14 protein-coding genes are annotated in these 14,788 nt (G+C 53.5%); 8 read left to right on the forward strand and 6 right to left on the reverse strand.

The window, feature by feature from the left end; translation table 11 throughout:
- The first annotated feature begins 22 nt into the window (after positions 1 to 22).
- The 5 genes from dnaE (at position 23) to tilS (ending at position 8,525) form a co-directional block, all read left to right on the forward strand.
- Entirely contained in the window at positions 23 to 3,505 is a 3,483-nt protein-coding gene (gene dnaE / locus GPJ68_RS04790) for a DNA polymerase III subunit alpha (protein WP_016151769.1), read from the forward strand.
- 12 nt (positions 3,506 to 3,517) lie between these two features.
- Positions 3,518 to 4,477, forward strand: a complete 960-nt coding sequence (gene accA, locus GPJ68_RS04795; RefSeq protein ID WP_003018513.1) for an acetyl-CoA carboxylase carboxyl transferase subunit alpha — start codon at positions 3,518 to 3,520, stop codon at positions 4,475 to 4,477.
- A gap of 99 nt (positions 4,478 to 4,576) precedes the next feature.
- A complete protein-coding gene (ldcC, locus tag GPJ68_RS04800; RefSeq protein WP_016151770.1) occupies positions 4,577 to 6,715 on the forward strand; it encodes a lysine decarboxylase LdcC in 2,139 nt (712 codons plus the stop codon).
- A gap of 66 nt (positions 6,716 to 6,781) precedes the next feature.
- Positions 6,782 to 7,171, forward strand: coding sequence for a VOC family protein (locus GPJ68_RS04805; RefSeq protein ID WP_016151771.1), 390 nt, complete (start codon positions 6,782 to 6,784; stop codon positions 7,169 to 7,171).
- Between the two features lie 61 nt (positions 7,172 to 7,232).
- On the forward strand, positions 7,233 to 8,525 hold the full coding sequence (gene tilS, locus GPJ68_RS04810; RefSeq protein WP_104651516.1) for a tRNA lysidine(34) synthetase TilS: 1,293 nt from the start codon (positions 7,233 to 7,235) through the stop codon (positions 8,523 to 8,525).
- 54 nt (positions 8,526 to 8,579) lie between these two features.
- On the opposite strand, the gene rof is transcribed toward tilS, so the two are convergent.
- Positions 8,580 to 8,840 carry a Rho-binding antiterminator gene (gene rof / locus GPJ68_RS04815; RefSeq protein ID WP_016151773.1) on the reverse strand — a complete coding sequence of 87 codons (261 nt, stop codon included), beginning with the start codon at positions 8,838 to 8,840 and terminating at the stop codon, positions 8,580 to 8,582.
- Complete coding sequence (locus GPJ68_RS04820) at positions 8,827 to 9,027, reverse strand: YaeP family protein (protein WP_104651515.1); 201 nt, start codon at positions 9,025 to 9,027, stop codon at positions 8,827 to 8,829. The genes rof and GPJ68_RS04820 overlap by 14 nt, the downstream gene beginning before the upstream one ends.
- Before the next feature lie 188 nt (positions 9,028 to 9,215).
- Here GPJ68_RS04820 and GPJ68_RS04825 point away from each other — a divergent pair, with 188 nt between their 5' ends.
- Genes GPJ68_RS04825 through nlpE form a run of 3 tightly spaced genes read left to right on the forward strand, consistent with a single transcriptional unit; the run spans position 9,216 to position 10,912 of the window.
- The gene (locus GPJ68_RS04825; RefSeq protein WP_046275338.1) at positions 9,216 to 9,761 is read left to right on the forward strand and encodes a YaeQ family protein; all 546 of its coding nucleotides are present in this window, start codon (positions 9,216 to 9,218) and stop codon (positions 9,759 to 9,761) included.
- On the forward strand, positions 9,758 to 10,180 hold the full coding sequence (gene arfB / locus GPJ68_RS04830) for an alternative ribosome rescue aminoacyl-tRNA hydrolase ArfB (protein WP_016151775.1): 423 nt from the start codon (positions 9,758 to 9,760) through the stop codon (positions 10,178 to 10,180). Before GPJ68_RS04825 ends, arfB begins: the two co-directional genes overlap by 4 nt.
- A gap of 30 nt (positions 10,181 to 10,210) precedes the next feature.
- The gene (gene nlpE / locus GPJ68_RS04835; protein ID WP_087121852.1) at positions 10,211 to 10,912 is read left to right on the forward strand and encodes an envelope stress response activation lipoprotein NlpE; all 702 of its coding nucleotides are present in this window, start codon (positions 10,211 to 10,213) and stop codon (positions 10,910 to 10,912) included.
- 47 nt (positions 10,913 to 10,959) lie between these two features.
- Here nlpE and GPJ68_RS04840 read toward each other — a convergent pair whose 3' ends face one another.
- The 4 genes from GPJ68_RS04840 to rcsF all read right to left on the reverse strand — a co-directional run bounded on the left by GPJ68_RS04840 (position 10,960) and on the right by rcsF (position 14,777).
- Entirely contained in the window at positions 10,960 to 11,784 is an 825-nt protein-coding gene (locus GPJ68_RS04840; protein WP_016151777.1) for a YaeF family permuted papain-like enzyme, read from the reverse strand.
- 52 nt (positions 11,785 to 11,836) lie between these two features.
- Positions 11,837 to 13,555: a proline--tRNA ligase gene (proS, locus tag GPJ68_RS04845; RefSeq protein WP_016151778.1), complete on the reverse strand. Its 1,719-nt coding sequence runs from the start codon at positions 13,553 to 13,555 to the stop codon at positions 11,837 to 11,839.
- A gap of 113 nt (positions 13,556 to 13,668) precedes the next feature.
- Positions 13,669 to 14,376 carry a tRNA (N6-threonylcarbamoyladenosine(37)-N6)-methyltransferase TrmO gene (tsaA, locus tag GPJ68_RS04850; protein ID WP_104651514.1) on the reverse strand — a complete coding sequence of 236 codons (708 nt, stop codon included), beginning with the start codon at positions 14,374 to 14,376 and terminating at the stop codon, positions 13,669 to 13,671.
- On the reverse strand, positions 14,373 to 14,777 hold the full coding sequence (gene rcsF, locus GPJ68_RS04855; protein WP_016151780.1) for an Rcs stress response system protein RcsF: 405 nt from the start codon (positions 14,775 to 14,777) through the stop codon (positions 14,373 to 14,375). Before rcsF ends, tsaA begins: the two co-directional genes overlap by 4 nt.
- Between the last annotated feature and the right edge of the window lie 11 nt (positions 14,778 to 14,788).

Here is a 14,788-nt window from a genome sequence, read left to right on the forward strand (position 1 = left end):
CTTGTGTCGAAGGAATCTGAAGATGTCTGAACCTCGTTTCGTCCACCTGCGGGTGCACAGCGACTACTCCATGATCGATGGGCTGGCGAAAACCGGGCCGCTGGTGAAAAAGGCGGCCGCGTTAGGCATGCCTGCGCTGGCGATCACCGATTTTACCAACCTGTGTGGTCTGGTGAAGTTTTACGGAGCGGGTCACGGTGCGGGTATCAAGCCGATAGTTGGCGCAGATTTTCATGTCCGTAGCGAACTGCTGGGCGATGAACTCACGCAGCTCACCGTGCTGGCCGCAAACAATACCGGCTATCAGAATCTGACGTTGTTGATATCGAAAGCCTATCAGCGTGGTTATGGCGCAGAAGGGCCGGTCATCGACCGGGATTGGCTGGCCGAGTTAAAAGAAGGTTTGATTTTGCTCTCCGGCGGCCGCATGGGCGACGTTGGGCGCAGCCTGCTGCGCGGTAATAGCGCACTGGTTGATGAGTGCGTAGCGTTTTACGAAGAACATTTTCCAAATTGCTACTTCCTCGAGCTTATCCGTACCGGTAGGCAAGATGAAGAAAATTATCTGCATGCAGCGGTAGAACTGGCGGAAAGGCGTGGTCTTCCGGTGGTGGCGACCAACGATGTTCGTTTCCTTGAAACCGGTGATTTTGACGCGCATGAAATCCGCGTGGCAATCCATGACGGGTTCACCCTTGACGACCCGAAACGCCCGCGTAATTATTCGCCGCAGCAGTACATGCGTAGCGAAGATGAGATGTGCGAGCTGTTTTCCGATATTCCGGAAGCGCTGCAAAACACCGTTGAGATAGCTAAGCGCTGTAACGTGACGGTACGTCTGGGTGAGTATTTCCTGCCACAATTCCCGACCGGTGATATGACCACCGAGGATTTCCTCGTGGCGAAATCGCGCGAAGGTCTGGAAGAGCGTCTGGCGTTTTTGTTCCCGGACCCTGAAGTTCGCGCGCAGAAGCGCCCGCCTTATGACGAACGTCTGGAAGTTGAACTGAAAGTTATCAACCAGATGGGATTCCCTGGCTACTTCCTGATCGTGATGGAATTTATCCAGTGGTCGAAAGATAACGGCGTACCGGTAGGCCCTGGACGTGGTTCCGGTGCCGGCTCGCTTGTCGCCTATGCGCTGAAAATTACCGACCTGGATCCGCTGGAATTTGACCTGCTGTTCGAACGTTTCCTGAACCCGGAACGTGTCTCAATGCCCGACTTCGACGTTGACTTCTGTATGGAGAAACGCGACCGGGTAATTGAACACGTGGCGGAAATGTACGGTCGTGATGCGGTTTCGCAGATTATTACCTTCGGTACGATGGCGGCCAAAGCGGTTATCCGCGACGTGGGGCGCGTGCTGGGACACCCGTACGGCTTCGTGGACCGTATTTCGAAACTGGTGCCGCCCGATCCGGGCATGACGCTGGCAAAAGCCTTTGAAGCCGAACCCCAACTGCCGGAAATCTATGAGGCAGATGAAGAGGTTAAAGCGCTGATCGATATGGCGCGTAAGCTGGAAGGTGTCACGCGTAACGCCGGTAAACACGCCGGTGGTGTAGTTATCGCGCCGACCAAAATTACCGATTTTGCGCCGCTGTATTGCGATGAACAGGGGCTGCACCCGGTTACTCAGTTTGATAAGAACGACGTGGAATATGCTGGCCTTGTGAAGTTCGACTTCCTCGGCCTGCGTACGCTCACCATCATCAACTGGGCGCTGGAAATGATTAACGCGCGCCGTGAAAAGAACGGCGAGCCGCCGCTGGATATCGCCGCTATCCCGCTGGATGACAAGAAAAGCTTCGACATGCTGCAACGCTCGGAGACCACGGCGGTCTTCCAGCTTGAATCCCGCGGCATGAAAGATCTTATCAAACGTCTGCAGCCTGACTGCTTCGAAGATATGATCGCCCTGGTGGCCCTGTTCCGTCCAGGTCCGCTACAGTCGGGGATGGTAGATAACTTTATCGACCGTAAGCATGGTCGCGAAGAGATTTCCTACCCGGACGTACAATGGCAGCATGAGTGTCTGAAACCGGTACTGGAGCCGACCTACGGCATTATCCTGTATCAGGAACAGGTTATGCAGATTGCCCAGGAGTTGTCCGGATATACCCTTGGCGGTGCGGACATGTTGCGTCGTGCGATGGGTAAGAAAAAGCCGGAAGAGATGGCTAAGCAGCGCGGCACCTTTGAAGAAGGGGCGAAAAAGCGCGGCGTCGACGGCGAACTGGCGATGAAAATCTTTGACCTGGTGGAGAAATTCGCCGGTTACGGATTTAACAAATCGCACTCCGCTGCCTATGCGCTGGTCTCTTACCAGACGCTATGGCTGAAGGCGCATTACCCCGCCGAGTTTATGGCGGCGGTAATGACCGCCGATATGGATAACACCGAGAAAGTGGTCGGGCTGGTGGATGAATGCTGGCGTATGGGGCTCAAAATCCTGCCGCCGGATATCAACTCCGGGCTTTATCATTTTCACGTGAATGATGATGGCGAAATTGTCTATGGCATCGGCGCGATAAAAGGCGTGGGTGAAGGGCCAATTGAAGCTATTATTGAGGCGCGCAACGAAGGCGGTTACTTCCGCGAGCTGTTTGATCTCTGTGCGCGCACGGACATCAAAAAACTCAACCGCCGGGTGCTGGAAAAGTTAATCATGTCCGGGGCGTTTGACCGCCTTGGTCCGCATCGTGCGGCGCTGATGAATTCGCTCAACGATGCGCTAAAAGCCGCCGATCAGCATGCAAAAGCCGAGGCAACGGGTCAGGCGGACATGTTTGGCGTGCTGGCTGAAGAGCCGGAACAAATTGAACAGTCTTATGCTAACTGTACACCGTGGCCGGAGCAGGTGGTATTAGAAGGGGAACGTGAAACGTTAGGGCTTTACCTGACGGGACACCCCATCAACCAGTATTTAAAAGAAATTGAGCGCTATGTTGGAGGCCACAGGCTGAAAGACATGCATCCGACAGAACGTGGTAAAGTCACCACGGCTGCGGGGCTCGTCATTGCTGCGCGGGTAATGGTCACCAAGCGCGGCAATCGTATCGGCATCTGTACCCTGGATGACCGTTCCGGGCGTCTGGAAGTTATGTTGTTTACCGACGCCCTGGATAAATACCAGCAATTGCTGGAAAAAGACCGCATACTTATCGTCAGCGGACAGGTCAGCTTTGATGACTTCAGTGGCGGGCTTAAAATGATGGCCCGTGAAGTCATGGATATTGACGAAGCCCGGGAAAAATATGCTCGCGGGCTTGCTATCTCGCTGACGGACAGGCAAATTGATGACCAGCTTTTAAACCGACTCCGTCAGTCTCTGGAACCCCACCGCTCGGGGACAATTCCAGTACATCTCTACTATCAGAGGGCGGATGCACGTGCGCGATTGCGTTTTGGCGCAACGTGGCGTGTCTCTCCGAGCGATCGTTTGCTAAACGATCTCCGTGGCCTTATTGGTTCGGAGCAGGTGGAACTGGAGTTTGACTAATACAGGAATACTATGAGTCTGAATTTCCTTGATTTTGAACAGCCGATTGCAGAGCTGGAAGCAAAAATCGATTCTCTGACTGCGGTTAGCCGTCAGGATGAGAAACTGGATATTAACATCGATGAAGAAGTGCATCGTCTGCGTGAAAAAAGCGTAGAGCTGACGCGTAAAATCTTCGCCGATCTTGGCGCATGGCAGGTAGCCCAGTTGGCGCGCCATCCACAGCGTCCGTACACCCTGGATTATGTCCGCCTGGCATTTGATGAATTTGATGAGCTGGCGGGCGATCGTGCCTATGCGGATGATAAAGCTATTGTTGGCGGCATCGCGCGTCTGGATGGTCGTCCGGTGATGATCATTGGTCATCAGAAAGGCCGTGAGACCAAAGAAAAAATTCGTCGTAATTTCGGCATGCCGGCACCGGAAGGCTATCGCAAAGCGCTGCGTCTGATGGAAATGGCCGAGCGTTTCAATATGCCGATCATTACTTTCATCGACACCCCAGGGGCTTATCCGGGCGTGGGCGCGGAAGAACGTGGTCAGTCTGAAGCGATTGCGCGCAACCTGCGTGAAATGTCGCGTCTGAGCGTACCGGTAATCTGCACCGTTATTGGTGAAGGTGGTTCCGGCGGCGCGCTGGCGATCGGCGTAGGCGATAAAGTGAATATGCTGCAATACAGCACCTATTCCGTTATCTCCCCGGAAGGTTGTGCCTCCATTCTGTGGAAAAGCGCCGACAAAGCGCCGCTGGCCGCAGAAGCGATGGGGATTATCGCGCCGCGTCTGAAAGAGCTGAAGCTTATCGACTCTATCATCCCGGAACCGCTGGGCGGCGCGCACCGCAACCCGGAAGTGATGGCTGCGTCCCTGAAAGCACAGTTGCTGGCCGATCTCGCCGACCTCGACGTGTTAAGCAAAGATGATTTGAAAAACCGTCGTTACCAGCGTCTGATGAGCTACGGTTACGCGTAAACTGCATTAATTCTGAAAAGGGCCACAACGCTGTGGCCCTTTTTTTTACCTGTGGTTTCACCAGGCTATGATTAACTAAGGTTTTTCCAGGAGGAACGCATGAATATCATTGCCATCATGGGACCGCATGGCGTCTTTTATAAAGATGAGCCCATCAAGGAACTTGAGCGTGCGCTGCAACAGCAGGGGTTTCAGATTATCTGGCCGCAGAATAGCGTCGACCTGCTTAAGTTTATCGAACATAACCCACGAATTTGCGGTGTCATTTTTGACTGGGATGAATACAGCCTGGATCTGTGCAGTGACATCAACCAGCTCAACGAGTATCTCCCGCTCTACGCCTTTATTAATACTCATTCGACGATGGATGTCAGCGCGCACGACCTGCGCATGGCACTGTGGTTTTTTGAGTATGCGCTGGGCCAGTCTGAAGATATTGCAACCCGCATCCGTCAGTACACCAGCGAATACCTCGATAACATCACGCCTCCTTTCACCAAGGCGCTGTTTACCTATGTGAAGGAAGGAAAGTACACCTTCTGCACGCCCGGACATATGGCGGGAACGGCGTATCAGAAAAGCCCGGTAGGCTGCCTGTTCTATGATTTCTTTGGCGGCAATACTCTGAAGGCCGATGTGTCTATTTCCGTGACTGAACTGGGTTCGCTGCTGGATCATACCGGCCCGCATCTGGAAGCGGAGGAGTATATCGCGCGCACCTTTGGCGCCGAGCAGAGCTATATGGTGACCAACGGCACCTCGACGTCGAACAAGATTGTCGGCATGTATGCCGCGCCTTCAGGCAGTACGCTACTGATTGATCGCAACTGTCATAAGTCGCTGGCGCATTTGCTAATGATGAGCGATGTGGTGCCAATCTGGCTGAAGCCTACGCGCAATGCGCTGGGGATCCTCGGCGGTATACCTCGTCGGGAATTCACCCGCGCAAGCATTGAACGCAAGGTAGAAGAGACCCCTCAGGCACTATGGCCGGTACACGCGGTGATCACCAACTCCACCTATGACGGCCTGTTGTATAACACCAACTGGATCAAGCAAACCCTGGATGTGCCCTCCATTCATTTTGATTCTGCCTGGGTGCCGTATACCCATTTTCACCCGATCTATCAGGGGAAAAGCGGGATGAGCGGCGAACGGGTGCCGGGGAAAGTGATTTTTGAAACCCAGTCAACCCACAAGATGCTGGCGGCACTATCACAGGCTTCTCTGATCCACATTAAGGGCGACTACGACGAAGAGACGTTCAACGAAGCCTTTATGATGCACACTTCCACTTCCCCGAGCTACCCGATTGTCGCGTCGATAGAAACGGCGGCGGCAATGCTGCGTGGCAATTCAGGCAAGCGGTTGATCAATCGTTCGGTGGAGCGGGCGCTGCATTTCCGTAAAGAAGTGCAGCGGCTACGCGAAGAGTCGGATGGCTGGTTCTTTGATATCTGGCAGCCGGAAAGGGTAGATGAAGCGGAGTGCTGGCCGGTAGCGCCTGGTGAAGACTGGCACGGATTTGTTGATGCTGACGCCGATCATATGTTCCTCGACCCGGTGAAGGTCACCATTCTTACGCCGGGAATGGATGAACAGGGAAATATGAGTGAAGAGGGGATCCCTGCGGCGCTGGTGGCGAAATTCCTTGATGAGCGCGGCGTCGTTGTCGAGAAAACGGGACCGTATAATCTGTTGTTCCTGTTCAGTATTGGCATTGATAAAACCCGGGCGATGGGGCTACTGCGCGGCCTGACGGAATTTAAACGCTCGTACGATCTGAATTTACGCGTGAAAAATATGCTGCCGGATCTGTATGCCGAGGATCCCGATTTCTATCGTAATATGCGTATTCAGGATCTGGCGCAGGGGATCCATAAGCTGATCCGCCAGCACGATCTCTCCGGGCTGATGCTGCGGGCATTTGATACCTTACCGGAAATGAAAATGACCCCGCACCAGGCCTGGCAGCGGCAGATCAAAGGTGAGGTCGAAACGGTGGCGCTCGATCAACTGGTGGGGCGCATTTCTGCCAATATGATTCTGCCTTATCCTCCCGGTGTGCCGCTCTTGATGCCCGGGGAAATGATCACGGCCAAAAGTCGGGCTGTACTCGATTTTCTGCTGATGTTGTGTTCAGTGGGCCATCACTATCCTGGATTTGAAACCGATATCCATGGCGCTAAACTGGGTGAAGATGGCGTGTATCGCGTGCGAGTCCTAAAAATGGCATGACGACTTGCGTGAACCCATTACGCACGAGTAACGTGCTGGCAGAAAAACGAAAGAGGCGATGACGCTATGCTGGGATTAAAACAGGTTCACCATATTGCCATTATTGCGACGGACTACGCGGCGAGTAAGGCATTTTACTGTGATGTGCTGGGCTTTACGCTAATCAGCGAAGCCTACCGGGAAGAACGTGACTCGTGGAAGGGTGATCTGGCATTGAACGGTCAGTATGTGATTGAGCTTTTTTCTTTTCCATTTCCGCCTTGCCGTCCGAGCCGACCGGAAGCCTGCGGTTTACGCCATCTGGCGTTCAGCGTAGATGACGTGGAAAAAGCGATCGCGCATCTGGAAGCTCACCACGTGAAGTGCGAATCCGTGCGTATCGATCCGTTTACCGGCAAACGCTTTACGTTTTTTAACGATCCGGACGGATTACCGCTCGAACTGTACGAGCTGTAAGTCTTATCATTGTGGCATTAGCCAGGCAATGTGCCGGGCAATGCCCTTGTAAGTAACCATCATGACGACACTCACGCTGAACACTTCACTGCTAAATTCTCAATCGATTCTGGTCGCCTTTAGCGGCGGGCTGGACTCCACCGTGCTGCTGCATCAGCTGGTACTGTGGCGAGCGCAAAATCCTGAGGTTGCCTTGCGCGCAATCCATATTCATCACGGATTAAGCCCGCAGGCAGACAGTTGGGTGCAACACTGTGAGTCGGTATGCGCACAGTGGCAGGTGCCGCTGGTGGTTGAACGGGTCCATCTTGAGGATGATGGTCTGGGTGTCGAAGCTCAGGCGCGACGCGCGCGCTATCAGGCATTTGCGCAGACCTTACTACCGGGTGAAGTGCTGATGACCGCCCAGCATCTCGACGACCAGTGTGAAACTTTTCTACTGGCGCTTAAGCGCGGCAGTGGTCCTGCCGGGCTTTCCGCCATGGGCGAAAGCTCACCATTTGCCGGAACTCAACTGATTCGACCGCTGCTGGCGCAAACGCGAGAGGCGCTTGAAGCATGGGCGCGACAGCATGAATTATGCTGGATCGAAGATGAAAGTAATCAGGATGATGCCTACGATCGCAATTTTCTCAGATTGCGCATTACACCTTTGCTCCAACAGCGATGGCCGCACTTCGCGCAAGCCGCAGCCCGTAGCGCCGCGCTGTGCGCCGAGCAGGAGAGTTTACTGGATGAACTGCTGGCCAATGATTTAGCCGACTGCGTGACTGCCCAAGGCACGCTGTTACTGGCACCGTTAATGATGATGAGTGGCGTGCGGCGTGCCGCTCTGCTTCGTCGCTGGTTGGCGGGGGTAAATGCGCCGATGCCTTCCCGGGACGGGCTGGAACGTATCTGGCACGAAGTGGCGTTGGCGCGAGAAGATGCTTCCCCCTGTTTTCGTCTAGGAGAATATGAGGTCCGTCGCTATCAGTCACAGCTATGGTGGGTTAAATCGGTCGACGGGCAAAGCGAAACCGTCATCCCGTGGTCATGTCGGGAAACGCCGTTGACGCTGCCTGCCGGGTTAGGCTCGGTGCAGCTAATCTCTGCTGGCGAATTGCGCATGCCGCAAGCAAGTGAAGCGATCAGTATTCGTTTTAAAGCGCCAGGCGTATTGCATATTGTCGGGCGTAACGGTGGACGTAAATTAAAGAAAATCTGGCAGGAGCAGGGGATCCCGCCCTGGCGACGAGATACCACGCCGTTGTTGTTTTACGGTGAAACGTTGATAGCGGCTGCGGGTGTTTTTGTGACGCGTGAGGGTGCGGCGGTAGATGAAGAAGGCATGAGTCTGATTTGGCATGCCTGATGGCGGTGCGATTATCAGGCCTGGTCATTTAGGCCTGATAAGGCGCAAGAAAAGCTAAGATTCGCTGACGACCACGGTACCGATTTGCGGGTGGCTGAAGCTGGCAATTTTATCGAGACGAAGCTCCCGGATTTCACCTGCGACATCTGCGACCAGATACTCCACGTTTTTGCGTGAAACCAGGTCATTCGCTTTCGCCTGCAAAACTTCGCCATCTTTTAGCGCCAGCGTCAGTAACAAATGGTTCTGGCAGGCGAGTTCAAGATTGTCGTAATCATCACAATTGATGGGTTGATACGTTTCATTCATTGACATAATCGCTCACCAGTAAGTTGGCGGCAGCATAGGCCGCTTTTTCCCTGACCGACTCTGGAAGGGCGCTGTCTACCGCCACTTCATTAAGCACCTTCAATACGCAACCCAGCGCATCCGGGATATACCCTAAGTCTCCGCTGGCGATTTCCGCGTACCGCTTGCGTATTAACTCACAATATTTTTCCACATGCCCTCCTGTCAGCACTCTGACTTAACCGTGGATGCAAGTCTAAGCCTACGAAGATAAACTCTGTTTAGCAAGGTGACTATACCATACTCATTCAAGCAATATCAGCGCCTTGATTGAGGAGCTGTTAGCAGCCTTTTGCCGCGGTTTTCGCTACAATGAGCGCCTGATTCGAAAGGAGTTCTCTCATGGCGCTTAAAGCGACAATTTATAAAGCCGTCGTCAACGTAGCGGATCTCGACCGCAACCAGTTCCTTGACGCGGCCTTGACGCTGGCGCGTCATCCCTCTGAAACCCAGGAGCGCATGATGCTGCGCCTGCTGGCCTGGATTAAATATGCCGATGAACGGCTGCAGTTCACGCGTGGCCTGAGTGCTGAAGACGAGCCTGAAGCATGGCTGCGTAACGACCATCTGGGCATCGATCTCTGGATTGAACTGGGTCTGCCGGATGAGCGTCGTATTAAAAAAGCCTGTACCCAGTCTGGTGAGGTTGCCCTGTTTACTTACAACAGCCGTGCGGCCCAGATCTGGTGGCAGCAAAATCAGAACAAGTGTGCGCAGTTTAAAAATCTCACCGTGTGGTATCTGGATGATGAACAACTGGCGCAACTGAGTGATTTTGCTGGTCGTACAATGGCGCTGCAGGCAACTATCCAGGATGGCGCTATCTGGCTGTCTGATTCTCAGAACAATCTGGAAATTCATCTGACCGCGTGGCAGCCGCGTTCATGATTGTTATCTCCCGAAACGTCTCTATCCCTGACAGTGAGCTGGAAATCACGGCGATTCGGGCACAGGGCGCGGGCGGCCAGCACGTTAACAAGACCTCCACGGCTATCCATTTGCGCTTTGACATTCGGGCCTCAGGCCTGCCAGAGTATTACAAGGAACGTCTGCTGGCCGCCAGCCATCATCTGATTAGCAGCGATGGCGTTATTATCATTAAGGCGCAGGAATACCGTAGCCAGGAGCTAAATCGGGAAGCGGCAATCTCCCGACTGGTGGCGGTGATAAAAGAATTAACCGCGGTGCAAAAAAGCCGACAGGCAACACGTCCAACGCGCGCCTCGAAAGAGCGCAGGTTGTCATCGAAGGCGCAAAAATCCACAGTGAAAGCACTGCGTGGGAGAGTTCGTCGAACGCAAGACTGACGAGCGGGAATAAAAAATTATAAGGAATTCATAGTGAAAACAGCAATATTGTCCGTGGTCGCTGCATGCACGCTTTTTTCCTTGATCGGCTGTAACAACCGTACTGAAGTCGATGTACTACAGCCGACGCGGGCGGCAGAATTAAAACCGATGCAGCAAAGCTGGCGTGGCATTTTGCCTTGCGCGGACTGCGAAGGAATTGAAACCTCTCTGTTCCTGGAAAAAGACGGCACATGGGTGATGAACGAACGCTATCAGGGCGTGCGGGATGAACCGTCCTCCTTTGCCTCTTATGGTACATGGGCGCGCACTGCCGATAAGCTGGTGCTGACTGACAGCAAAGGTGAAAAGTCGTACTACCGGGCAAAAGGTGAAGCGCTGGAGATGCTCGATCGTGAAGGTAACCCGATTGAGTCACAGTTCAACTACACGCTTGAGCCAGTTTCCGCCAGCTTACCGGTGACGCCAATGCCGATGCGGGGGATGTACTTCTATATGGCTGACGCGGCAACCTTCACTGATTGTGCGACGGGTAAAAGAGTCTCTGTCGCGAACAATGCACAACTTGAGCGAGATTATCTGACAGCGCGTGGTGCAACGGATAAGGCAGTTCTGCTTACTGTGGAAGGGCATTTCACGATGGAAGAAAATCCTGATACAGGCACGCCAGTGAAAACTTTAAGAGCGGATAAAGAAATTAAGTTTATCCCTGGCCAGAGTTGCGATGATTAATCTGCAGCTTATAAAAACTGTCCGGGCGATCGCCGGACAGTTTTTCCTTATCGGATCAATCCAACAAAACGGCTGGTTTTGATATAAATCCCTAACTTCAGGTGGCCGATATACTGTAGCTGCGTTTCAGACTTAAACGCGGAAATGTCACCTTCGCGCATATGCATCAGGTCGGAAGGGCTAATCCAACCCGGCTGCGCCATTGTTAGCGGATGCCCGGCTGTGGCAAACGCATCGGTTACAAATTCGGAGCAAAACCACGCCTTCTTTTCTCCTTCACTGGTATTGTTCAACTGTGCTTTTGCCAGCCCGCTGACGCATTGCTGGCGAAAATCCTCTGAGAAAGGATTCAATGAACATATTTGCCGGGTCACCATAAACGGAATAAATTCGACGATGCCGCGGTAGTTATAGCCGCTATCTTTGATTTTATAAGCGAATGTTTTGATTTCTTCGGCCTGCTGCGGTGTGAGGTTGGGGACCCGCAGAGCAAAAAGCTTATCGCTGTGATTTTCAGCCTTTTTGAGCGAAATGATTTGTACTCCCGCCCCGGTCGCTTCGGCAACTTCATTATCGCCAAGGTAAACGGCGACATGGCTGACAGAAGAGGTGCTGAACGCGCGAATACCAAATGAGGTCACCCCAAGACTAGAGGAAAACAGCAGGTCGCCCGGCCTGAGGTCGGTATCCGTAATTTCATGCAGCGCTTGATCGGTAAATGAACTTTGATGCTGGAGTTTTACCTCCCATTTCTTTGCCTGGGCATCAACAGCCGTTGCTGATGAATTTTGCTGACTGACGTCAATCGTGCAGGCTGAAAGCAGAAGACCGAAGGGGAGGAGCAGGCAGTAATACGCCGTTGGTTTAGCCATTTTATACAATCCATGTAAAAAAGGCCCTGATCCTCAGGGCCTTGTGCTGGTATTAGCCTTTAATAGCTTTGACCAGGTAGTCGACGATGTCGCCGGTTTTAATCAGCTCTTTCTCGCCGTTACGACGGTATTTGTATTCGATATCGTCGTTGTCGAGGTTACGGTCGCCCAGCACGATGGTATGCGGAATACCGATGAGCTCCATATCAGCAAACATCACGCCTGGACGCTCTTTACGATCGTCCATCAGCACTTCAATACCCTGCGCGCGCAGCTCCGCGTACAGCTTTTCAGCCAGCTCCTGCACACGGTAGGATTTGTGCATGTTCATCGGCAGAATAGCAACCTGGAACGGGGCAATGGCGTCTGGCCATACAATGCCGCGATCGTCGTAGTTCTGTTCAATCGCAGCAGCCACAACGCGAGTGACCCCGATACCGTAGCAGCCCATGGTCAGCGTCTGGTTACGACCATCTTCTCCCTGAACGGCGGCTTTCATCGCTTCAGAGTACTTGGTACCCAACTGGAAGATATGGCCCACTTCGATACCGCGTTTGATCATCAGCGTACCTTTGCCATCCGGGCTTGGGTCGCCGGCGACCACGTTACGAATGTCAGCCACTTCCGGGGTGGCAACGTCGCGATCCCAGTTGATACCGAAATAGTGTTTACCGTCGATGTTGGCACCGGCAGCAAAATCGCTCATTACCGCAACGGTACGGTCGATAACCACCGGAATCGGCATGTTCACCGGACCCAGAGAGCCAGGACCTGCTTTAACCAGCGCACGAATTTCTTCTTCGGTGGCGAAGGTCAGCGGGCTGGCAACCTGCGGCAGTTTTTCCGCCTTGACTTCGTTCAGCTCGTGATCGCCACGAACCAGCAGCGCAACCAGCGGGTAGCTGCTGCCTTCAACCGCTTTCACCAGCAGGGTTTTCACGGTTTTCTCGATAGGCAGGTTGAATTGTTCAACCAGCTCGGCGATGGTTTTAGCGTTCGGCGTATCAACCAGCGTCATTTCCTGCGTTGCAGCGGCGCGCGGTTCTTTCGGTGCAACAGCTTCGGCAAACTCGATGTTTGCCGCATAGTCGGAAGAGTCAGAGAAGATCACATCGTCTTCACCGCTCTGCGCCAGCACCTGGAATTCGTGAGAGGCGCTGCCGCCGATAGAACCGGTATCCGCTTGTACCGCACGGAAATCCAGCCCCATACGGCTGAAGATTTTGCTGTACGCAGCGTACATCGCGTCGTAGGTTTCCTGCAGAGATTCCTGAGAAGTGTGGAAAGAGTAGGCATCTTTCATCAGGAATTCGCGGGAACGCATCACGCCAAAGCGCGGACGCACTTCGTCACGGAATTTGGTCTGGATCTGATAGAAGTTCAGCGGCAGCTGTTTGTAAGAGCTTAGCTCATTACGGATTAGGTCGGTGATCACTTCTTCATGCGTTGGGCCGAGTACGAACGAACGATCGCCACGGTCAGCAATACGCAGCAGTTCCGGGCCGTATTGTTCCCAACGGCCGCTCTCTTCCCACAGTTCAGAAGGCTGAACGACCGGCATCAACACCTCGATCGCACCGGCGTTGTTCATCTCTTCACGCACGATGTTTTCGACTTTTTTCAGGACGCGCACGCCGGTCGGCAGCCAAGTATATAACCCAGAGGCCAGCTTGCGGATCATCCCGGCGCGCAGCATCAGCTGGTGGCTGATGACCTCGGCGTCGGCAGGTGTCTCCTTCAGAGTGGAGAGCAGATATTGGCTAGTACGCATGTTGTTACGGTTCCAGTTGAACGATCGAACAGGCTCAAAATGAGCCTGGCACAAAACAAAAGTGGTTTAGTTTACCAGCGAGAAGGGGATGTCAAAAGAGTACGCGATGCAAATTAGCGGGCTTCCAGAGCAAAGACCTCAAATCCTGACGGCGTCACGCGCCAGCGGACGTTAAAGTCCAGCAACCAGACGGCATAGGTTTTGCCTTCTTCCTCGTTTTTACGGTAGGCAGGACGCGGATCCTGCGCCAGCACTTCGGCAATAAACTGACGAAGATGCGGGTAACGCTGTTCGAGCTTTGGGAGTTGCTCAGCGAGCTCTTCACTGAACGTCACGTCTACACTGGCCTGCGGCGCGTCCTGAGCATAGCTGGCGCGAGCATCAGGCAGCGATTCGGCAAACGGCAGATATGGTTTTATATCCACTACCGGCGTGCCATCAACAAGATCCAGCCCGCCGAGATCAAGGATTACGTGCTCTTTATGGCAACGGATGCCCCGCAGCTCAACCAACGACATGCCAACAGGGTTCGGACGAAACGTTGAACGCGTGGCAAAAACGCCCATTCTGGCATTGCCGCCAAGACGGGGAGGGCGCACGGTTGGACGCCATCCACCTTCCATTGTCTGGTGAAAAACAAAAATCACCCACAAATGGCTGAAGGCTTCCAGGCCGCGAACGGCATCGGCCTGGTTATAAGGTGCGAGCAAATGCAGTTCACCGTTGGCACTTTTCACCAGACCCGGCTGGCGTGGAACGGCGAACTTTTCTTTATAAGGTGAGCGGATAACGCCTATTTGCTCGAACTGAAAATGGCTCATTTCGCCGAAATATTCAGTGCAGAACCGATGCAAACCGCCTGGCGATAGCAACCCGGCGTTCCGCTGGTTACTTCGCAACTGTGCAGCAATACCGCATTTGCTTTCATTTTAGATGCGTTAATCTGCATGCGTTTGCGTGCGGTTGGAATGCTCGGCGGAGAATCCTGGTTGGATGCCTGGCAGGATTCGCCGCTGACTTCGCCGAGATCGCGGAACGGTTTGCCAACTAAATCTTCAGCGTTAGTAATGATTCTTACCGGCGCCGCGCGCGGTGCTTTGGGTTTTTCCGGCTCCGCTTTAGGCGGGGTAGCGGTGCTTTGAACGGGTTCAACAGGGGATCTGCTTAACATAGAACAGCCGCTCAGCATGAGTGCTACTAAACAGATCGGTAAAGCACGCATAATATTTCCTC

The organism is Citrobacter sp. 172116965 (assembly GCF_013458095.1).
In the GTDB taxonomy this organism is placed as follows: Bacteria; Pseudomonadota; Gammaproteobacteria; order Enterobacterales; family Enterobacteriaceae; genus Citrobacter; species Citrobacter braakii.